Here is a 21,199-nt window from a genome sequence, read left to right on the forward strand (position 1 = left end):
CGATTCTGATTGGCCGGCCTGCCCGTTCGTCACTTGAGCGGGCAATCGGGCAAATCAACGGCATGCGACCAGCCCACACACCTATGCTTGGTGAACCTTCCAAGGCGTCCTCGCTAATGCCTGAAACTCGTCCTCTGAACATTCAATACCTCAAGACTGCGTGCTCGAGTTGCAGCGTTGTGGAACTGTGCCTGCCGATTGGCCTGACCGGAAAGGAAGTCGAACGCCTGGATACGCTGATCGTGCAGCGTTCCAGGATCAAGAAAGGCGCGGCGCTGTATCGCGCAGGCGATCCGTTGCGCTCGCTCTATGCGGTGCGCACCGGTTCGTTCAAGACCAGTGCTGTATCCGTCGACGGCCGGGAGCAAGTCACCGGTTTTCATATACCCGGCGAGATGCTTGGCCTCGACGCGATCAGTCGCGATGAGCACGTGTGCAGTGCATTTGCCCTGGAGGACAGTGAAGTCTGCCCCATCCATTTCGCCCAACTGGAGAAGCTGGCCCAGACCTTGCCGTCATTGCAGCACAACCTCAACAAACTACTGAGTCGGGAGATCGTGCGCGACCACGACATGCTGATGTTGCTCGGCAACATGAGCTCGGATGAACGCCTGGCGGCATTTTTGGTGAATCTCTCGCAACGCTTCAACATGCGCGGATATTCCTCCAGAGATTTCGTGCTGAAGATGCGCCGCGAAGAAATCGGTTCCTACCTGGGGCTGCGCCTGGAAACCATCTGCCGTGGCATCGGCCATCTGCGGGATCAGGGTTTGGTGGACATCTCGGGACGTAACGTGAAAATCCTCGACATGAGAGGCCTCAAACAACTGATCGTCGGCTGTCGGCCGACTCAGTCGCCGATCTGATCCAGATCAGACGCCCGCATCACCAACGGCGTACAAAGAGATCAGCGCAATGCACCGCGCGTTGATCTTTTCCACGCTGGAGGTCACATCATGCTCACTGTCAAAGACCACAATGATCGGGCCGCGGCTGTGTATGCCACGCACCACGGCCAATACTGGATCGAATCGCTCAAGGACGGCCGACACGTGCTGATCCGGCCGCTGGCCGAAAAGGATCGCGAACGCGAATACGCGTTTATCAAGCGCTTGTCCCCCGAGTCCCGCCACATGCGTTTTCTGGCACAGATCAGCGAGCCGGGCACGGCGTTGCTCGATCAGTTAATGGACATCGACCAGAAGCAACGCGCAGCCTTTATTGCGCTGGTTCACGAGAACGGCGAATTGATCGAGATCGGTATCAGCCGCTATGCCGCCACGGCCGAAAAAGAATGCGAATTCGCGGTGACGGTCGCCGATGAATGGGCGCATCTGGGCCTGGCAACCTTGCTGATGGAGCACCTGATCAAGGCCGCCCGACAGAACAACTTCCGCCGCCTGTACTCCGTGGATTCGGCCAGCAACACGGGCATGCGCGAATTGGCCAAAGCCTTGGGCTTTGAAACCCACAGTGATCCCGACGATAGCCACCAGGTCATCCATCGCCTGTTTCTGTAGCAGATCAACGCGCTCCGCCCCGCCAACGGTACGTGGCGCGTTTGATCACGGTGTAATCGCGACCTTCATCACGCCATCGCGCTGATGGCCGAACAACTCATACGCCGCCTCGATATCGTCCAGTTTGAAATGGTGGGTCACCAGCGGTGACAGATCGACGCCACCGCTTTGCACCACCGCCATCAATCGGCGCATGCGTTCCTTGCCGCCGGGGCACAGGGTGCTGACGATGCTGTAATCGCCCAAACCCGCTGCAAAAGCATCGTAGGGAATGCGCAGATCCGAAGCGTAAACCCCAAGGCTCGACAACCGCCCGCCCGGGCGTAACACCCGTAATGCGGACTCGAACGTGCCTTGGGTGCCCAAGGCTTCGATGGACACATCCACCCCGCGCCCGTCGGTTAGCGCCATGATTTGCTCAACCACGTCACCGTCCTTGAAATTGACTATGTGGGTCGCGCCCAACTGCCGCGCAACCGTCATGCGCTCGGCCACCGCGTCGACACCGATGATGACGCTCGCACCCTTGAGCCGCGCACCGGCCACTGCGCAGAGCCCGATCGGCCCCAGCGCAAACACTGCAACGGTGTCGCCGATACTGACCTCGCCGCGCTCTGCGCCGGAGAACCCGGTGGACATGATGTCCGGGCACATCAGCACCTGTTCATCACTCAGCCCGTCGGGGATCGGACACAGGTTGGCTAGCGCATCCGGCACCAACACATACTCCGCCTGACAACCATCAATGATGTTGCCGAACTTCCAGCCGCCGGTGGCGCGAAAGCCGTGCCGGGTGTCCGGCCCGTCCTGTGAGCCGCAGCCGCACAGGCACGCGTAACTTTGGCCGCTCGGGGTAATGGCGCCGGCAATCACGCGCTGACCTTCGACAAAGCCGCGCACTTGCGAGCCGAGTTTCTCGATGACACCCACCGGCTCATGACCAACGGTCAAGCCTTTGGCCACCGGATACTCGCCGCGCAGGATGTGGACGTCAGTGCCGCAGATCGTGGTGGTGGTGATGCGCACCAGCGCGTCCAACGGGCCTACTTCGGGGATCGGCTTGTCATCCAGCACGATGCGATCCTTTTCGACGAAAATCGCCGCTTTCATCATGGCCATGAGCGATGTTCCTGCGCGGGTGGTTCAAGTGAGTGCAGCACCTATTGGAGACTGCGCCGACTTAACCGACACAAGGTTGATCACGATCAACCATTGCGGGATCGCTTGCGCGATTACCGCGCGTCGGGCGTCAGCGTCGCTGCCCCCTGCCATTGACAAAGATCAAGGCGTGCGACCCGGCACGGAGCAGGATGACTCAACGCCTCTGCCGCCATTGCGCACAAGCGTCCATGCCGTTACCCACGGGAGTTTTGTCATGTCCGAGCAAGCACGTTTCATGCTGGTGGCCCCACCCCTGATGAAAGACAGCCCCGCATTCGAACGGGCTGGCGCACTGGCCAAGGCCTCGGGGGCGGCGCTGCACATTGTGGCGTTCGATTATCTGGAAGGTCTGGCAACCGCCGGACTGGTTAACGAACAGGCGCTGGAACAGATGCGTATCGGCTATGTCGAGCGTCACCGCCAGTGGCTGGAAGATCAGGCCAGACCCTTGCGTCATCTTGGCGTCACGGTGACGACCGAGGTGGTCTGGATCGAGCACCCCTTGCGCGAGATCCTGATTCACCTCAAAGAGCAGCCGATGGCCCTGTTGATCAAGGATCTGGAGCCCGCCTCATTCATGTCCCGGCTGATGTTCACGCCACTCGATCTGCACCTGCTGCGCGAATGCCCGGTCCCCCTGCATTTCGTCAGCCATGTGCACAATGCCCGGCCTCGGCGAATGGTTGCCGCTGTGGATCCGTTTCATCGTGACGCCCGGTACGAAGACTTCAACGACCGGATTCTGCGTGAGGCCGTCAAACTGGCAAGCCTCAGCGACGCCGAACTGGAAGTGATCTATGCCTATGACCTGTCATCGATCAGCGCCGATGAGTTCGGATTCGACAATGCCTCGACGTTTTTCACGCAGGGCAACGCCAAAGCACTGTTCGATGCACAAGCCACCGCGTTCCGCGCACTGGCCGAACGCAACGGCATCCCGCCGGAGCGCCAACACATGATCATGGGCGATCCGGCCAAAGTGCTGTGCAGCTATGCCGATGCCTATGACATCGACGTGATCGTCATGGGCCGTGTCGGCCATCGCGGCCTCGGCCGGTTGGTCGGCAGCACGGTGGAACACCTGCTGTACAAAATGCCCTGCAGCGTCTGGGTGGTGTCGCCGCAAATGCTGTCCGCCTGAACGCAGCCACCCCTTAAAGTCGGCGGGCTCAGATCGAGCGCTGATTGACCCGCGCCATCAATTGTTCGGCCGTTTCTTTGCGCTCCGAATACCGATCGACCAGAAAATCCTGGCGGTCGCGCAGCAGCACGGTGAACTTCACCAATTCTTCCATCACGTCGACGACGCGGTCATAGAACGGCGACGGTTTCATCCGCCCTGCCTCGTCGAACTCCATGTAAGCCTTGGGCACCGAGGACTGGTTGGGGATGGTGAACATGCGCATCCAGCGGCCCAACACGCGTAGTTGATTGACGACGTTGAACGACTGCGATCCACCGCACACCTGCATCACCGCCAGGGTTTTGCCCTGGGTCGGGCGAACGGCGCCAAGCTCCAGCGGAATCCAGTCGATCTGTGCCTTGAACACCGCCGACATGGCGCCATGACGTTCTGGCGAACACCAGACCTGACCTTCCGACCACAGCACCAGTTCGCGCAGCTCCTGCACTTTCGGATGGTCGACGGGGACGTCGTCGGGCAATGGCAAACCGGACGGGTTGAAGATGCGCGTCTCGGCGCCGAAGTGTTCGAGCAAGCGCGCGGCTTCCTCTACCAGCAAACGGCTGAAAGAGCGTTCGCGGGTCGAGCCGTAGAGCAACAGGATGCGCGGTTTGTGTTCGCCCGAGGTCGTGGCTTTAAAGCCTTCGAACAGGGTTGGATCAAGGTTGGGCAGATGTTCTGACATATATCCTCCGGCTTACAGGGAGCCGATTCGATCCAGCTCACGCTGCAGTTCTGCGCGGCTGAGCGTTGTAAAAGGCAGGCCGAGGAAGGTCGAACAGCGCCGCTCGATGATCGCCAGCGTGGCACTGAACGCCGCATCCACTGCGGCCTCGTCACCGGTCACATCGGAGGGATCTTCCAGGCCCCAATGGGCTTTCAGCGCCGGACCGAAGTACACCGGGCAGCTTTCACCGGCGGCCTTGTCGCAGACGGTGATGACGATATCCGGCGGGTTGTCCTCGAAGGCGTCATTGCCTTTGCTGTACAGGCCATCGATGGAAATACCGGCCTGTTGCAGCGTGGCAAGACTGCGTGGCAGCACCTGGCCTTTAGGGAAACTGCCAGAACTCAGCGCTTCGAAACCCGGGCGCGCCAGGTGATTGAACATGGCTTCGGAAAGAATGCTCCGGCAACTGTTGGCCGTGCACATGAACAGAACTCGCATGGGGGGGCTCCTGCGGACGTTAATAATTCAGCAGCACGCTGCTTCGCGGACGGGGCGATCATCCATGTTTAGCAAGCGCGAGGCGTTGTCCTTGAGCCAGTCGGCGTTAGCCTTCGACGTCACTTGCAGGATTTGATGAACCCAATCGGGCAGATCCGGGTTGAGCCGGTAATAGACCCACTGGCCCTGCCGACGATCAAGCAGCAGCCCGTTGCTGCGCAGTTGCGCGAGGTGGCGGCTGATCTTCGGCTGGCTGTCATTGAGGGCACACATAAGCTCGCAAACGCAGAGTTCGCCTTGAGCGGCGATCAGCAGCGTAGCGCGGACACGGGTCTCGTCGGCGAGGCTTTTGAAGAGTTCGGGGGGCGTGATCATCAGGGCGCACCGTACATATGGACTGCCGAATATACGGATATCCATATATTAATCAACCTGAAAGATCAGAAGATCTCAGGAATTGAGCAACAACCCCTGCTCCGCCTCGCACAACCCCACTACATAATCCCAGACCACCCGCAGCCGCACCGACTTGTGCAACTCGCGCCGGGTGCTGATCCAGTAACTGCGCTCGATGCTTTCGTCCGGCAGCAAGGGCACCAGATCCGGCTCAGAGGCCGCCATGTAGCACGGCAACACCGCAATGCCCAATCCCGAGCGAGCGGCTTCCTGCTGGGCGATGACGCTGGTGCTATGGAACACCACCCGAGGACTGCGGCAAAAGCTGTTGAGGAACATCAACTCCTGACTGAACAGCAGATCATCGACGTATCCGATCCATGCATGCCGCCCGAGGTCTTCCCGGCTGCGCAACGGTGGCGCGTTGTCGAGGTAACGCTGGCTGGCATAGAGGGCCAAACGGTAGTCCGTCAGTTTGCGGGTAACGAGCATGTCAGCCGCCGGACGCTCCAGATGAATGCTGATTTCTGCCTCGCGGTTAAGGATGCTGACGAAGCGCGGCACCGCGACCAATTCCACTTCCAGACCGGGGTAGCGCTCGAACAGACCGATCATGCGGCTGGCGAGAAACTTGATGCCGAGGCCTTCAGTGACACCGACACGGATTTTGCCCAGTGGCGCGGTGGATTGGGTGATTTCCTCTTGGGCCAGCAGGGCGACGTTTTCCATGGCTTCGGCGTGCTTGAGCAGCGCCTCCCCCGCCGGGGTCATTTCGTAGCCTTGGGCGTGCTGGACGAACAGCGCGGTGCCGAGGCTTTTTTCGATGGCCTCGATGTGGCGGGCGACGGTGGCGTGGGTGGTGTTCAAGCGGCGGGCGGCGGTGAGCAGGCGGCCACTGCGTTGCAACTCCAGAAAGAACCGCAGATCGTTCCAGTCGAACATGGGGTGTCCTTGTCAGCTATCGTCATTCAGGGCTGTTTAAAAACGCACAGCGGCTGCGCAAAAACTAACATTCTTTTGACGAAAGCTAACAACTAGAGTGTCCGACAATAAAAACAAAAAGCGAGGTCAGGGAATGCAGACTTCCCTTGATGAATACGACTACATCGTGGTCGGCGCCGGCCCTGCCGGGTGCTTGCTGGCCAATCGACTGTCGGCCGATCCGCAGCAGCGCGTGCTGTTGCTCGAAGCGGGCGGACGCGACAACTATGCGTGGATTCACATCCCCGTCGGTTACCTGTTTTGCATCGGCAACCCGCGTACCGACTGGTGCTTCAAGACCGAAGCGCAACCCGGTTTGCAAGGCCGCAGCCTGAGTTATCCGCGCGGCAAAGTGCTCGGTGGCTGTTCTTCAATCAACGGCATGATCTACATGCGCGGCCAGGCCGGCGACTATGACGGCTGGGCAGCCGAGGGCAATCCGGGCTGGGCCTGGGATGACGTGCTGCCGCTGTTCAAACAAAGCGAAAACCATTTTGCTGGCGCCGCTGATTTTCACGGTTCCAAAGGCGAATGGCGGGTCGAGCAACAGCGGCTGTCGTGGCCGATTCTCGATGCGTTTCGCAGCGCCGCCGAGCAGAGCGGCATCGCCAGCATCGATGACTTCAATCAGGGCGACAACGAAGGCTGCGGCTACTTTCAGGTCAACCAGAAGGCCGGCGTGCGCTGGAATGCGGCAAAAGCCTTTCTCAAACCGGTGCGATCCCGGACCAATCTGACCGTGTTGACCGGGGTTGAAGTGGATCGTGTTCTGCTGGAGGACGGTCGCGCATCGAAGGTCAGCGCCCGTCATGAAGGCCAGGTGAAAAGCTTCAAGGCGCGCAAAGAGATCGTGTTGTGCGCCGGCTCCGTGGGTTCGCCGAGCATTCTGCAGCGTTCCGGGATCGGCCCGCGTCCGCTGCTGGAACGCCTCGGCATCGGCGTGATTCATGAGCTGCCGGGTGTCGGCGGCAATCTGCAGGATCACCTGCAACTGCGGCTGATCTACAAACTGGAAAACGCCCGCACCCTCAACCAGATCGCCGGCAGTGTGTGGGGCAAGATGGGCATGGGCCTGCGTTATCTGTATGACCGTAGCGGACCGTTGTCGATGGCGCCGAGTCAGTTGGGGGCGTTCGCCCGATCCGGGCCGGAGCAGACGTCGGCGAATCTGGAATATCACGTGCAACCATTGTCGCTGGAGCGTTTCGGCGAACCGTTGCACAGCTTCCCGGCCTTCACCGCGTCGGTCTGTGACCTGCGTCCGCAGAGCCGTGGCCGCGTCGAAATCCGTTCCGCAAATCCGCAGGAAGCGCCGCTGATTCAACCCAATTACCTCAGCCATCCCGAAGACCTGCGCGTGGCCGCCGATGCGATCCGCCTGACCCGACGCATCGTCAGCGCCCCGGCCCTGCAAGCGTTCAAACCGGTCGAGTATCTGCCCGGGGATAGCCTGCAAAGCGAAGAACAACTGCACGAAGCGGCGGCCAGAATCGGCACAACGATTTTCCATCCGGTCGGTACGTGCCGCATGGGCAATGACGGTGATGCGGTGGTCGATGCGCAACTGCGCGTACATGGTGTACCCGGGTTGCGCATTGCCGACGCATCGATCATGCCGCGCATTACCTCGGGTAATACCTGTTCGCCTACGCTGATGATTGCCGAGAAGGCGGCACAGCTGATCCTTTCTCCAACCGTAAACCCACCCCCTGTAGGAGCTAGCCTGCTGGCGATGACGGACTGACATCCAACATCTCTATGGCTGATGCACCGCCATCGCCAGCAGGCTGGCTCCCACAGGGGACTTGCACCAGATTCAAGGCATCGCGCATCACCCGGACACGCAACACCAGTGGAACAACAAAAACAATCACTGTGAGGGATACCGATATGTCGGAACACGTTCAGCCGCTGGACGCCGTGCGCAGCACGGACACCAGCCCGGATACACGCAAAGTCATCTTCGCCTCCTCCTTGGGGACGGTGTTCGAGTGGTATGACTTCTTCCTCTACGGCGCCCTCGCGGCGGTAATCAGCAAGCAGTTCTTCGCCGGGGTCAACGACACCACGGCGTTCATCTTTGCGCTGATGGCGTTTGCCGCCGGGTTTATCGTGCGGCCGTTCGGGGCGCTGGTGTTCGGTCGGTTGGGGGACATGATCGGGCGTAAATACACCTTCCTCGCGACCATCATCCTGATGGGCGTCGCAACCTTCTGCGTCGGCCTGCTGCCTACCTACGCCAGCATCGGCATCGCCGCCCCCATCATTCTGGTGGTGCTGCGCATGCTCCAGGGCCTGGCGCTCGGCGGTGAATATGGCGGCGCCGCGACTTACGTGGCGGAGCACGCGCCAATCGGCAAACGCGGTTTCCACACTAGCTGGATTCAATCCACCGCCACCCTCGGCCTGCTGCTTTCGCTGCTGGTAGTGCTCGGTTGCCGCTACTTCACTGGCGATCAGTTTGAAGTGTGGGGCTGGCGCATTCCGTTCCTGCTGTCGATTGTGCTGCTGGGCATTTCCACCTGGATTCGCCTGAGCCTGCACGAGTCGCCGGCCTATCTGAAGATGAAAGAGGAAGGCAAAACCTCCAAGGCGCCGATCCGCGAATCCTTCGGCAAGTGGGAAAACCTCAAAGTGGTGCTGATCGCCCTGTTCAGCATCAACGCCGGGCAAGCGGTGACGTTCTACGCAGCGCAGTTTTACGTGCTGTTCTTCCTCACCCAGTTCCTGAAAATGGACCCGGCGGTGGCCAACACCTTGCTGATCATCAGCGTGGTCATCGGCGCACCGTTTTTCATCTTTTTTGGCTGGCTGTCGGACAAGGTCGGGCGCAAACCGATACTGATGCTCGGCCTGCTGCTGGCGACGGCGCTGTACTTCCCGATCTTCAAATCCCTCGCCCATTACGCCAACCCGGCCATCGATCAGGCCAGCCGTCAGGCGCCGATCACCGTGCTGGCCGATCCGGCGACCTGTACCTTCCAGTTCGACCCAGTGGGCAAAGCCAAATTCGATAGCCCGTGCGACAAGGTCAAAACCTTCCTGGTCAAGCAAGGCCTGCCCTACTCCAGCGCCGCCGCGCCGGCCGGCAGCGCGGTGCAAGTCAGCGTTGGCGACGTGAAACTCGACGGCTTCGACGAAGCGGCGTTGCGCGGCGCAATCACCCTCGCCGGCTACCCGCAACAGGCGGATATGCAGCAGATCAACAAGCCAATGATCGTCGCCCTCATCGTCGCGCTGATCATCATCTCGGCCATGTGCTACGGGCCGCTGGCGGCGCTGATGGTTGAGCTGTTCCCGACCCGCATCCGCTACACCTCGATGTCCTTGCCGTACCACATCGGCAACGGCTGGTTTGGCGGTTTCCTGCCAACCGTGTCGTTCGCGCTGGTGGTGTACACCGGGGATATTTTTTATGGGCTGTGGTATCCGGTGCTGATTACCGGGGTGAGCCTGGTGGTAGGGATGATCTGTTTGCGTGAGACGAAGAATATCGATCTCGATAAGAACTGAGTGCGCCATCGAATCCGCTTCAGACTGCCTCTGGAGCGGATTTTTTGCGCCTGAGAACCACGATCGACAGAGTGATTGCATCTAAATATCATTTGCGAACTGAGCTGTTATTCGCCTTTGAGCTCACCATCCTAAGGAACAGGAAATGACCGACGCACCGCCCCCTGAAACATCTTCCCAAACCGCCCCTCAAGACAACATCAATCAGGAAAAGACTTCGCGGGGAGGTAAATTCCTATTGTGGTTTGGCCAAGCCATCGTCCCTCTACTGCTGGGTTCCTTTCTCTTCAGCGGTATTCTCGAGGGCTACAAAAGCACGCTCGGTGAAAAGAAAGACATTATCGATAGCTATTACCGACCGATGAGAACCCTGCAGGCATCTTGCGCCATGCGCCATCAGCAACTTGCCCACCAGTATGGCGAGTTGGCTGATGCCTACCGGCTACAGTTCGACGAGCTGACGCACATGCTAACCGAGCCTGAAGCCGCCGCCGCGGCCGGTTACGAAATCATCCCCAGAACCATTGCGAGCAACAACAAGGAACTGGCCAAAACTACCCGGGAATTGAATGACGGCGTGCGCCAATGCCATGTCGACCTCTACATAAAATATGAAGAGCTGGCGCTGGTAACGGGGACCTATGACAAGTTCAAGCGATTGGTGAGCACTCGGGACAAGCGACTCGCGCAAATCGAGAAGCAATTGCAGGCCAAAAGAGTGCCTTACCTCGCCGCGGGTAGCGCAGAAGACATGATGAAAATGTTGCGAAAATTGGCCACCGTTCGATCTGATACACCGCATGATCGAGCAAAGATGCTCACGGAAATCAGTGTCTACGCCAACCCGACCGTGGAACTCAATCGCCTGCTCATGACGACCGAACGTGAACGCTACGAAGCCGAGCAAGCCTTCTTCGCCTCAACCCGTAATCTGTTCGCGCGCGAGATCAGTGCACGCCAATCCAAAGGTTTTTTCAGCTATCTCTTTTGAATCCAGTGACCAAGCCAAATGATAAGGATCATCACCCAATGAACGATCAATATGTCTCCATTGCCTGCCCAACCTTGCAACCGCTGGAGCCGATACTGCATAGCTGGATATCTTGTACCCGGCGTTACATCGATGTATGGGATGGCGATGACTTGCCCTACTGGTACAACGAGCAAGCCAACGTCAGCATCCTCGCGGGTGCCGCATGGAGGGCTGACTGGACAGCCATCGAGGAATACCAAATCAGCAAGATTGCAACAGAGGCGAATGAGCAAACAGCGTCGATCGGCCGCAATGATTTGTACATTGCCAATGAAGAGCATGGCTTTTGCATCGAGGCTAAAGTGGCCTACGTTGATATAAACGAAATAGAGAAAGCAAAAAAACACATCGCTGCCAGACGTGATCAAGCCACTGGCGATGCGAGGCGAGTCGATTACCACGAGCCACGCCTGGGTGCGGTGTTTGTTGCACCTTACTCGCTTGGCAGCAAAGCCGATGAGCAACAGATCAGAGCCTTCCAGCAGGAGATACTTACCTTGGATTCTCAGGCGCTGGCATGGGTATCACCCACCAAAGCCCAGAAAACCCGCAGCCACGACAACCGCTACTACCCATTGGTTGCCTTGCTGTTGATGACTATATGAAACACAGGTCGAGACCTCACCGAGGGGCTGCGCTCATACCTCAGATTTAATCACTTCAAACTTCACCTGATCCGGATAAAACGCCACGTAGTCGCGGATCGGCGCGACCGATATTTTCGGATTTTCGTAAGTCCACACCGCATTCGCCCCCTCATGCCCCGGCACCTGCAAGCTGAAGTAATTGGCGTCGCCCTTGTACGGGCAGTAACTGGTGTGATCGGTGCGGGCGAAATACTTTTCGTCGATGTCTTCGCGGGGGATGTAGTACACCGGCGGGTAGTTGGCCTCATTGAGGACCATCACGTGGGAGGACGCGGCGACCTGGATGCCGTGGAATTTCACCACCAGGCAACCGATGAGTTGTTCGAGGGCAATGACGGGAGTGGGGCCGGGGGTTTTCATGGGTTTCTCCTGAATACGGCAAAGAGACCGCTTCAGGTATAGCCCATGTGTTCCGGTCATGGGAGGTTCGCAGCCGAACGGCCAACGGCCCGCACACCATCAGGGCGAGGGCCGCTTTTCAGGCATCACGCAACAATATCGGTCGCCAACGCCTGCCCCACCACACCTACGGCAAAATCAATCTCGCCCTGCCCCGTCAGGTCAACCAACAGCGTGGTCTGATCGCTCTGCGCGTAGTAAGTCAAAATCGCGTCCCCCGCATGCCCGGTGAAACCGTTGACGAAATTCAGCGAAGCAGCGCCATTCGCAAACCCGGCAATGCCCGACAGGTCGATCTTGTCCAGGCCACTCTTGAAATCCATGATCCAGTCCGGCTGGTTATTGGTCGAATCGCTGGCCGCGCCAAACACGAAAGTGTCCGCACCCTCGCCGCCCCGCAGCACATCGGCACCGCCGCCACCGTAGAGGATGTCGTTGCCCGCGCCGCCCAACAGATAATTGACCGCTCCGTTGCCGATCAGCAGGTCATTGCCCGAACCACCCACTGCGTTTTCCACGGTTACGCCGTAAGCAATGGATACGTTACCGACCAGACCACCGACGTCAGAGAACGAACCTTCATTGAGGTTGATTTTCTGGTTCTGGGTGAAGCCAGAGAAATTCAACGTGTCATCGCCGCCACCGTCCCACACCGAGAACACCAGTTTCGACGATGCCGAAGTGGCGCTGTAGAAATCGCGTCCGGCGTTGGAACTGAAACCGTACGTGGTGTTATCGGCGCGTGTCTCGCAGTTGGCGCCATACAGTTTCTGTACGGCAACGATATCGTCCAGCAACGGCGCCGAAGCATAGGCGCCGCTGCCGTCCTTGCTGAAGTTCTGGTCGGTATTGGCCTCGCTCCAGTAGCTCATCAGGCTATAGCCACGGGTGTCTTCGGCGTACTTGGCGTCAGCGTAGGTCGGGTTGCCATTGCCGGCGTTGTAGGCGCCAGGGTGCGACAGGCCGAGGGTGTGGCCGATCTCATGGGTCAGGGTCTGACGCCCGTAGTTATTGGTGTCCGGGGTTTTGTTGACCTGGTATTGATCGTTGATCAAATACCACGACTGGCCGTCATAACTACCGCCGCTCGGCAAGTAGGCGAACGCGGCGCCGCCGGTGCTGACGTCGTAGTTGCCAAACGTCATATGACCGTCGCCGCCCTTGCCTTCGGTGAAGGTGACGTTGGCGACGTCGGCCCAGGATTGCATGGCCAGCACGGCTTGAGCCTTTTGCTGGGCGCTGAATTCGCTGAAGTTGCCGAGTTTCGGGTTGTAGTTCGCCGGTTGGTCGGTGAGGAAGGTGTAACTGAGGCTGATCTTGCCGTCGGCATTTTTATCGCCCCACGACAGGCCCTTGCGCAGGATTTCGTCAGCGGCCTGATCGGCAGTGTATGAGGGCTTGCCATTGACCAGTCCTTCGCCACGGTCATACAAGTGGCTGAATGTATTGACTTCATCGTAGGCGCTGCTGGTTTTGGATGTGGCTTGAGCCATGGTGCACGTCCTTGTTCAGTGGTCAGGTGTCGCGTTGAACCTGACATGACCTGCAACCGCCGCGCTAATCAATTTCTCGATAGTTCCTGGCAGCGTCCCCGAATTACCCGTCATTTGCGGCAATGCTTTTTATCTGTATATCCATACAGATAAAAGTTGCCCCTGGCGCCAAGTCCGGCCATTCTGTGCGCCTGTTCGGACCTTGATCGACGATGGTGGTTATGCGGCTGTACCTCTGTGAAAAACCTTCCCAGGCCAAAGACATTGCGGCTGTGCTCGGCGCCAAGCGTCGGGGCGACGGCTGCTGGTTGGGAACGGACGTCACGGTGACCTGGTGCATCGGCCATTTGCTGGAGACCGCTCCGCCGGACGCCTACGACGCGCGCTACAAGCGCTGGGTGCTGGCGGATCTGCCGATCATTCCGGACAAGTGGAAAATGACCGTCAAACCGCGCACCGCCAGCCAGTACAAAGCAGTGAAACGCCTGCTCGGCGAGGCCAGCGAACTGATCATCGCCACCGACGCCGACCGTGAGGGCGAGATGATCGCCCGGGAACTGGTCGAGCACTGCCGCTATCGGGGGCCGATCCGCCGCTTGTGGCTGTCGGCCTTGGACGAGGCGTCGATCCGCAAGGCATTGGCCTCGTTAAAACCGGGAGCAGAAACGTTCAGCCTGTATCACTCGGCATTGGGTCGCTCGCGGGCGGACTGGCTGATCGGCATGAACATGAGTCGTCTGTTCACCCTGCTCGGTCGTCAGTCGGGTTATCAGGGTGTATTGCCGGTCGGTCGGGTGCAAACGCCGACGTTGCGGCTAGTGGTAGATCGTGATCGCAGCATCGCCGATTTCGTGCCGGTGCCGTTTTGGGCGATCGACGTGGAGTTGCTGCACAACGGCACGCCGTTTACCGCGCAGTGGCTGGCACCCTCGGATGTTTGTGACGATCAGGATCGTTGCCTGAATCAGGCGCTGGCGCAGCAAGCCGCCGTCGCGATGAGAAGCGCCGCCAGTGCGCGAGTGGTGAAACTGCGCACCGAGCGTATGCGCGAAGTGGCGCCCCTGCCCTTCGACCTCGGCACCTTGCAGGAAGTCTGTTCGAAGAAACTCGGCCTCGGTGCGCAGGAAACCCTCGACATCGCCCAGGCGCTCTACGAAACCTACAAAGTCATCACCTATCCGCGCAGCGATTGCGGTTTCTTGCCGCTGAGTCAGCACAGTGAGGCGCCGGGGATTCTCGCGGCGTTGCGTCAGGCCGACCCGAGCCTCGACGCGCTGCAGGGTTTTCTCGAACCGCAGCGCAAATCCCGGGCGTGGAACGACGCCAAGGTCAGCGCGCACCACGGCATCATCCCCACCGCAGCGGCAAAGAACCTTGAACGCCTGAGCGGCAAGCACCGTGCGGTCTACACGTTGATCCGCGCCCGCTATCTGGCGCAGTTCCTGCCCAACCATGAATACGATCGCACCCAGGCCGATTTTGATTGCGCCGCAGAGGCGCTGCGCGCGGTCGGCAAGCAAATCATCGAACCGGGCTGGAAACGCGCATTACCCGAGGCATTGGCACCGGCCAAGGGCCGTGAAGCACCAGCACCGCAAACCTTGCCGGCATTGTCTCAGGGCGTCGAGTGCGCGGTCGCAGATGTGAAGTTCAAGGATCTGTGGACGCAACCGCCCAAACCCTATACCGAAGGCGATCTGATCAAAGCGATGAAAAACGTCGCCAAGCTGGTGGAAGACCCGCTGCTCAAGCAGAAGCTCAAGGACACCACCGGTATCGGCACCGAGGCCACCCGCGCGTCGATCATTCAGGGCTTGCTGGATCGTGGGTACCTGGTGAAAAACGGCAAGGCCCTCGCCGCGACACCCGCCGCGTTCAGTCTGATCGACGCCGTACCCCGTGCAATCGCCGACCCCGGCACTACAGCAATCTGGGAGCAGGCACTGGACATGGTGCAAAGCGGTGAGATGAGCCTGGAAGAATTCGTCACCAAGCAAGCGGCGTGGATGAGCAAACAAGTAACCCGATGCTCTGCCCTGAGCCTGACCATCAGCGGCCCGCCACCCGCCGGCAAGGCTGCCGCGCCGTGGAAGAAAAAACGCAAATCGACGCGCAGCAAAACCGCCGGTACCCCTAAACGCACCGCGAAACCCGCAGCCAAAAAGTAATACACGCTACTGTTTCTGAAAGGTCATCACTTTCAGGAAGCCTAAGCATGCATAACGTCGAACTGCACCCCGCCCAGCGCGACGAACTGCAAACCCTCGAAAACCTGATGCAGTTCTACATGTATGACTTCAGCCAATGGCTGCCTTTGAAGCTCGCCGAGCATGGCTTTTTCAGCATCCAACCGAAAGACGAATACTGGCGCCATCCCGCAACCCAACCCTTCCTGATCCGGGTCGACGACGAACTCGCCGGTTTCGTGACCGTCGATAACGAAACCCACATCGCCAGCGCCGAACACAACATCGGCTACTTCTTTCTCGCCCGACGCTTTCGTGGCCAAGGTGTCGCGCAGTTTGTCGTCTCTGCCCTCTTGAGCCGAATCCCGGGTCAGTGGCAGATTTTCCATATCGATGCCAACCGGCCTGCACAGCGCTTCTGGGCCAGGCTGATGCCGGTATTGAGCGGCGGCGAGTTCACCTTGCTGCAGCGCGAAGTAGACGGTTATCCGTGTACGTTCTATGTCCTGCGCAGCCCCTTTTCCGTTGCGTGAACGGATCCTTTCTCATTCCAAAACAGCTTTGTCCGACAATATGTAGTGAACAAAAATAATCACTACAAAACCGTTGACGGCGTCGTTTTGCTTTTGCATGATGAAGACGTTCCCCGATCGGGAACATTGGTAATACGCTTGAGCAAACTCGTCTGACCGCCGAGTTGTTTTTTCCGGATACACGCTGCCCACAAGGCAGATTGAAGAAGCTGACCTGGCCTGAACGTCCAGTACAAGGACGAGAAGCGCTGGCGAAAATTCTCAAGACGCTTGTGGTCGACACTGAAAATGTCGACAAGGGCCTCCCGGTTTTCGCTGCTTCTCCTCGTTGTGACGCTATCGCGTAGCAGTTATTCAACACGACTACATGCAACAGATGCACGACCCCGTATTTCAAACGGGCGACCGCTGACGTCCTGGTTTCGGTGCCAGGGATCAACTAACCGATGGGCTCCCTGTATTAGCGAATCAACTTTGAAAGATCACCAAACTGGTCAAGGGGCAAAATCATGAATCTGAACAATCAACCCACTATCGAAGAACTGGCTCGTATGTTCGCTGCGCAAAAAGACAGCCTCGACAGCCATATTCTGTGGATCAGCAAATCGGGCCAAGTGCATATCGACTGCCTGGCGCCCCACGCTGGCGAAGAAGAGTTCGACCGCAACAATCAGAACCTGCTGGCCCGCCTGAAGATGTACCGCCGCGGCCAAGGTTATGTCGGCAAAAAAGCCGCGGCCGACAAGGACTTCATCGGTAATGTTCTGCAGACGCTGAAACAGGCGTGGGACTCGATGCAGAACAAGAATGAAGTTCGGGTGATTGATCGGTTCTGCTGATTTACAACTTAAATAACAAGAGGGTCTGCTTCCAGCTATGGAGCAGGCCTTTTTTTGTGTATGGCGTAAGCTTTGTGGTGTTAGTTAAATCTATCCCCTCACCCCAGCCCTCTCCCGGAGGGAGAGGGAGCCGATCTCGAGCGTGCTTGCGATCTCCATTCAACTTCAATATTTCAAGTCGGCGCATTAGCCAAAAACTCCTCGTTCAATCCCCTCGCCCTCGGGGAAAGGGAGTCGATCTGGAGTGTGCTTGCGATCTACATCCAACTTCAATATTTCAGGTCGGCGCATTAGCCACCAACACCTCGGTCAGTCCCCTCTCCCTCCGGGAGAGGGTTAGGGTGAGGGGCTTCCCATGCTCAACACCAGTTCCACAAACGCCACCGCCGCCGCACTGTGATAATTATTCCTGCGCCGCAACAACGCCGCCCCTCGCCGCGGCGCTTCGCTTTCTACCCGCAGCCTGCGCAAAGCGCGATCCTCAGTCGCAATCGCCTCCGGCAACATCGTCGCCATCGGCGAATGTCGCACCACCTCCAGCAGCGTACTGACCGAATTCACTTCAATACACACTTTGGGCGTGATCCCGTGCTGACGGAAATACTCATCCACCGATAGCCGCGTGATGAAGTCCGGCGCCAGCAGCGCAAAATCCAGTTGCGCAACGTCATCCGAGGTCAGCACCGCCGTGCTGTCGTAAAACGGATGCTCGCGCCCGACCATCACCCCCAGCGTTTCGACAAACGCCGGAATGCACTCGATGTCCGGGCTGCGCACCGGAGTAAATGCAATCGCGATATCCAGCGAGTCATCCGCAAGCCCTGCCTCAATGTCGTCCATCGACAACTCGAAGATCTGCAAATGAATCCCCGGAAACCGCGCCGTGTAATCGCGCACCAATGGCCCGACCAGATACGCCATGAACGTCGGCGTCATGGCCAGACGCAAGGTGCCACGGGTCAGATCCTTCACGTCATGCAACGCGCGCTTGCCCGCCTCCAGTTCCACCAACACCCGTCGCGCGCAATCAATGTAGGCCTCGCCGGCATCAGTGGGCTTTACCGTCCGCGAGGTGCGATCAAACAGGTTCACACCCAGGGTTTCCTCCAGTTGGCGAATCTGTTGCGACAGGGTCGGCTGCGAGACATGCAGCGCCTCGGCCGCGCGGGTAAAACCGCCGTGATCGGCAACGGCCAGCAGGTAACGCAAATGTCGCAACAGCATGGGCACACCATCTATAGGCAAGGCTTATGCGAAGCATTGTATATGGGTCTTGGACGCTATGGATAAATCGGCAGAAGATCAATCCCACACAGCAAGCCAACCCTGAAAGGAGTGACACCATGCAACAGTCCCACGCCTACAACGACACCAGTCTGGCCCTGACCACCCGCATTCTTGACCTCAAGGCAGGCAAAAACCTGTCCTGGCAGGATCTCGCCGACGGCACCGGCCTCAGCCTGGCCTTCGTCACCGCCGCCCTGCTCGGCCAGCACCCCCTGCCGGAAAACGCCGCCCAAGTCGTGGGCGACAAGCTGGAACTGGACGCAGCTGACGTCGCCGCCCTGCAAATCATCCCACTGCGTGGCAGCCTCAGCGGCGTGCCGACCGACCCGACCATCTACCGCTTCCACGAGATGATCCAGATCTACGGCACGACCCTCAAAGCTTTGGTTCACGAGCAGTTCGGCGACGGCATCATCAGCGCGATCAACTTCAAACTGGACATCAAGAAAGTCGAAGACCCGGAAGGCGGTTCCCGCGCCGTGGTCACCCTCGACGGCAAATTCCTGCCCCTGCGTCCGTTCTGATGTGCCCCGGCCCGCCCGCCCCCCGCGTGCGGGCCCACCGATCTCCATTGAAGAGGACACGCCCATGAAAGCCCTGATCGACGGTTTCCTGAAATTTCAGAACGAAGCCTTCCCGAAACGCACCGAACTGTTCAAACACCTGGCGACCACCCAGCAACCCGGCACCTTGTTCATCACCTGCTCCGACAGCCGCGTGGTGCCGGAACTGCTGACCCAGCAAGAACCCGGCGAGCTGTTTGTGATCCGCAACGCCGGCAATATCGTGCCGTCCTACAGCCCTCATCCGGGCGGGGTGTCGGCGACAGTGGAATATGCGGTGGCGGTGCTTGGCGTGACGGACATTGTGATCTGCGGACACTCCGATTGCGGTGCGATGACGGCGATTGCGAAGTGCAAATGCATGGATCACCTGCCCGCCGTCAGTGGCTGGCTACAACATGCCGAGTCGGCAAATGTGGTGAACGAAGCGCGGCCGCATGCCAATGACGCGGCGAAATTGAGTTCGATGGTGCGCGAAAACGTGATCGCGCAGCTGGCGAATATCCAGACCCATCCGAGTGTGCGCCTGGCCCAGGAGAAAGGCCTGCTGAATCTGCATGGCTGGGTGTATGACATCGAGACTGGCTCGATCGATGCGCTGTCCTCGGACCGCCGCACCTTTGTGCCGCTGGCCGAACAACCGGCGGCTTGCGCAGTTCAGGCAAACACCACCGAAGCTGCCTGAAATACACTTTGCCCCCTGTAGGAACTGCCGAAGGCTCGGGCCTTCGGCAGTTCCTGCGCAACGCAGTCAGCGTTTTACGGTCAGGTCGATCTGGCTCATGCGACTACGCACCGTAAACACACCATCCCCGGAAAGAATCGCGCTGCGCGCAAACAACCGCCCACTCTCCCAGTTCGAAAGCCCCAGTTCCGGCTTGTTCAGTGCGTACTGGCCATCGACCCATCGGGTGATGCCATTGCCCACAAACGGCGCATTCACCGCATTGTAGAACTGCTCCTGAACCTGCGCATCTTCGCTGATCAGCGATACGGTAAATTGCGGGCTGTAGCGGTTGAACAGCGCAATGGCCTGATCCAGATCGTCAACGATCATCAGGCTGACCTCCGGGGTTTCTTCCCATTCCCACTCGCGACCCAGCTCAGACTCTGCCAGCGGTTCGGCCAGTGCTTCGGTCTGATAACCCTCGGCGCGATAGACCTCGACCGTCGCGTTCTGCCATTCAGTGGGCAGGCAACTTTCGCTGCCTTCGACGATGTGCAATTTGCAGCCTTGGCCGCGCGCGGTGCCGGCCTGTTGCAGCGCATCGAGGAACAGTGGCACCAGTTCGGCGGCGCGCTCGCGCTGAATCAGGCAGACGTTCAGGGTGTTGCAGACTTTGCGATCCAGCGAATTGCGTACCACCGCCGCAAAGCGTTTGGCATCAGCTTCACGATCGGCAATCAACCACGCCCCACCGGTGCCATGCAGGCTGACCGCAGTCCCGGCCTGCTGGGCAATGCTGCCCAATTGACTGACCGCGCGCCCCGAACCACGAGCCACCGCCAGCGACAGACGCCGATCGGCAAACATCGCCCAACCGGCGGCGTGATTGACGCTCTCCACCAACGACACCGCGCCCGCCGGCAGACCGGCCGCAGCCAACGCCGGGTTAAGCGCATGTGTGACGATGGCTTGCGCCGTCCCCAGCGCATCGCTGCCAATCCGTAGCACCGCTGTATTACCGGTACGCAAGACACCGGCCGCATCGGCGAAGACGTTAGGGCGACCTTCAAAGACAAACGCGACGATACCCAGCGGCGAGACCACCTGCTCGACCTTCCAGCCGTCGTGTTCGACGCTGCTGATGACTTTACCGCGCGTCGCCGGCGCATCACGCCAGGCACGCAGGCCGGCAATCATATCGCCGCGCATACGCTCGTCGGCGAGCAGACGCGTGGTGGAACGCCCGCGTGCCTTGGCCCGCTCGATATCGGCGAGATTGGCGGCTTCAATCTGTGCCCAGCAATCCGGTGTTTCCAGGCGCTGCGCGAACAGATCGAAGAATTGACTGATCGCCTCATCGGACACCGCCGACAGCGCGGTAAATGCCGCCGCCGCACGTTCGATCGCGACAGAGGCCGCTTGTTGATCGGCGACCGGAATCAGCAACAGTTCGCCACTCACCTGCTCAACCAGCAGGTGATCACCGGGCTGAAAGCGCGCGGCCAGTTCGGGGCTGACCACGGTGACGCGGTTACCAGCGAAAGGGATCGGCGTGCCAGCAACCAGACGTTCGAGCGCAAGAGACATGAAGCGGATTCACCATGCAGAGGGCGGGCGCAAAATGTATAGG

General features: G+C 59.3%; 21 protein-coding genes. 12 read left to right on the forward strand and 9 right to left on the reverse strand.

Annotated elements, in window-relative coordinates:
• Positions 1-116: 116 nt before the first annotated feature.
• Entirely contained in the window at positions 117-866 is a 750-nt protein-coding gene (gene fnr, locus ACIOVB_RS05225; RefSeq protein WP_187680273.1) for a fumarate/nitrate reduction transcriptional regulator Fnr, read from the forward strand.
• Positions 867-956: 90 nt separating this feature from the next.
• Positions 957-1,520 (forward strand): GNAT family N-acetyltransferase, encoded by a 564-nt coding sequence (locus tag ACIOVB_RS05230; RefSeq protein ID WP_401265482.1) that lies wholly within the window; start codon positions 957-959, stop codon positions 1,518-1,520.
• A gap of 45 nt (positions 1,521-1,565) precedes the next feature.
• On the opposite strand, the gene ACIOVB_RS05235 is transcribed toward ACIOVB_RS05230, so the two are convergent.
• Positions 1,566-2,639, reverse strand: a complete 1,074-nt coding sequence (locus ACIOVB_RS05235) for an NAD(P)-dependent alcohol dehydrogenase (protein WP_401265484.1) — start codon at positions 2,637-2,639, stop codon at positions 1,566-1,568.
• A gap of 256 nt (positions 2,640-2,895) precedes the next feature.
• Between ACIOVB_RS05235 and ACIOVB_RS05240 the strand changes: the two genes are divergently transcribed.
• Positions 2,896-3,822: a universal stress protein gene (locus ACIOVB_RS05240; RefSeq protein ID WP_401265486.1), complete on the forward strand. Its 927-nt coding sequence runs from the start codon at positions 2,896-2,898 to the stop codon at positions 3,820-3,822.
• 28 nt (positions 3,823-3,850) lie between these two features.
• Here ACIOVB_RS05240 and arsH read toward each other — a convergent pair whose 3' ends face one another.
• The 4 genes from arsH to ACIOVB_RS05260 form a co-directional block, all read right to left on the reverse strand.
• A complete protein-coding gene (gene arsH, locus ACIOVB_RS05245) occupies positions 3,851-4,549 on the reverse strand; it encodes an arsenical resistance protein ArsH (protein WP_187680269.1) in 699 nt (232 codons plus the stop codon).
• 12 nt (positions 4,550-4,561) lie between these two features.
• The gene (locus ACIOVB_RS05250; RefSeq protein ID WP_401265489.1) at positions 4,562-5,032 is read right to left on the reverse strand and encodes an arsenate reductase ArsC; all 471 of its coding nucleotides are present in this window, start codon (positions 5,030-5,032) and stop codon (positions 4,562-4,564) included.
• A 27-nt stretch (positions 5,033-5,059) separates the two neighbouring features.
• Positions 5,060-5,407, reverse strand: a complete 348-nt coding sequence (locus ACIOVB_RS05255; protein WP_187680267.1) for a metalloregulator ArsR/SmtB family transcription factor — start codon at positions 5,405-5,407, stop codon at positions 5,060-5,062.
• 75 nt (positions 5,408-5,482) lie between these two features.
• On the reverse strand, positions 5,483-6,370 hold the full coding sequence (locus tag ACIOVB_RS05260; protein ID WP_187680266.1) for a LysR family transcriptional regulator: 888 nt from the start codon (positions 6,368-6,370) through the stop codon (positions 5,483-5,485).
• Positions 6,371-6,503: 133 nt separating this feature from the next.
• On the opposite strand from ACIOVB_RS05260, the gene ACIOVB_RS05265 reads away from it, so the two are divergent.
• From ACIOVB_RS05265 to ACIOVB_RS05280, 4 genes are all read left to right on the forward strand, one after another.
• A complete protein-coding gene (locus ACIOVB_RS05265) occupies positions 6,504-8,153 on the forward strand; it encodes a GMC family oxidoreductase (RefSeq protein WP_401265493.1) in 1,650 nt (549 codons plus the stop codon).
• 146 nt (positions 8,154-8,299) lie between these two features.
• The gene (locus ACIOVB_RS05270; protein WP_401265495.1) at positions 8,300-9,922 is read left to right on the forward strand and encodes an MFS transporter; all 1,623 of its coding nucleotides are present in this window, start codon (positions 8,300-8,302) and stop codon (positions 9,920-9,922) included.
• Positions 9,923-10,067: 145 nt separating this feature from the next.
• Complete coding sequence (locus ACIOVB_RS05275; RefSeq protein ID WP_401265497.1) at positions 10,068-10,913, forward strand: hypothetical protein; 846 nt, start codon at positions 10,068-10,070, stop codon at positions 10,911-10,913.
• Between the two features lie 38 nt (positions 10,914-10,951).
• Positions 10,952-11,560: a hypothetical protein gene (locus ACIOVB_RS05280; RefSeq protein ID WP_401265499.1), complete on the forward strand. Its 609-nt coding sequence runs from the start codon at positions 10,952-10,954 to the stop codon at positions 11,558-11,560.
• A 33-nt stretch (positions 11,561-11,593) separates the two neighbouring features.
• Here ACIOVB_RS05280 and ACIOVB_RS05285 read toward each other — a convergent pair whose 3' ends face one another.
• Together ACIOVB_RS05285 and ACIOVB_RS05290 are read right to left on the reverse strand one after the other, a co-directional pair.
• Positions 11,594-11,962 carry a DUF427 domain-containing protein gene (locus ACIOVB_RS05285; RefSeq protein ID WP_401265501.1) on the reverse strand — a complete coding sequence of 123 codons (369 nt, stop codon included), beginning with the start codon at positions 11,960-11,962 and terminating at the stop codon, positions 11,594-11,596.
• Between the two features lie 125 nt (positions 11,963-12,087).
• Complete coding sequence (locus ACIOVB_RS05290) at positions 12,088-13,494, reverse strand: serralysin family metalloprotease (RefSeq protein ID WP_401265502.1); 1,407 nt, start codon at positions 13,492-13,494, stop codon at positions 12,088-12,090.
• Between the two features lie 221 nt (positions 13,495-13,715).
• On the opposite strand from ACIOVB_RS05290, the gene ACIOVB_RS05295 reads away from it, so the two are divergent.
• The 3 genes from ACIOVB_RS05295 (at position 13,716) to ACIOVB_RS05305 (ending at position 17,052) form a co-directional block, all read left to right on the forward strand.
• Positions 13,716-15,662 carry a DNA topoisomerase III gene (locus tag ACIOVB_RS05295; protein WP_401265505.1) on the forward strand — a complete coding sequence of 649 codons (1,947 nt, stop codon included), beginning with the start codon at positions 13,716-13,718 and terminating at the stop codon, positions 15,660-15,662.
• 47 nt (positions 15,663-15,709) lie between these two features.
• Entirely contained in the window at positions 15,710-16,213 is a 504-nt protein-coding gene (locus ACIOVB_RS05300) for a GNAT family N-acetyltransferase (protein ID WP_401265508.1), read from the forward strand.
• A 509-nt stretch (positions 16,214-16,722) separates the two neighbouring features.
• Complete coding sequence (locus ACIOVB_RS05305; protein ID WP_042559618.1) at positions 16,723-17,052, forward strand: hypothetical protein; 330 nt, start codon at positions 16,723-16,725, stop codon at positions 17,050-17,052.
• Positions 17,053-17,388: 336 nt separating this feature from the next.
• Here ACIOVB_RS05305 and cynR read toward each other — a convergent pair whose 3' ends face one another.
• The gene (gene cynR / locus ACIOVB_RS05310; protein WP_401265510.1) at positions 17,389-18,276 is read right to left on the reverse strand and encodes a transcriptional regulator CynR; all 888 of its coding nucleotides are present in this window, start codon (positions 18,274-18,276) and stop codon (positions 17,389-17,391) included.
• Between the two features lie 119 nt (positions 18,277-18,395).
• Here cynR and cynS point away from each other — a divergent pair, with 119 nt between their 5' ends.
• Entirely contained in the window at positions 18,396-18,863 is a 468-nt protein-coding gene (gene cynS, locus ACIOVB_RS05315; RefSeq protein WP_401265513.1) for a cyanase, read from the forward strand.
• Positions 18,864-18,927: 64 nt separating this feature from the next.
• Positions 18,928-19,587 (forward strand): carbonic anhydrase, encoded by a 660-nt coding sequence (locus tag ACIOVB_RS05320; RefSeq protein WP_401265515.1) that lies wholly within the window; start codon positions 18,928-18,930, stop codon positions 19,585-19,587.
• A 66-nt stretch (positions 19,588-19,653) separates the two neighbouring features.
• On the opposite strand, the gene ACIOVB_RS05325 is transcribed toward ACIOVB_RS05320, so the two are convergent.
• Positions 19,654-21,156: an aldehyde dehydrogenase family protein gene (locus ACIOVB_RS05325; RefSeq protein WP_401265518.1), complete on the reverse strand. Its 1,503-nt coding sequence runs from the start codon at positions 21,154-21,156 to the stop codon at positions 19,654-19,656.
• Positions 21,157-21,199: the final 43 nt, after the last annotated feature.

Origin of the sequence: Pseudomonas sp. NPDC087639, from assembly GCF_044743385.1 — a bacterium.
GTDB lineage: Bacteria > Pseudomonadota > Gammaproteobacteria > Pseudomonadales > Pseudomonadaceae > Aquipseudomonas.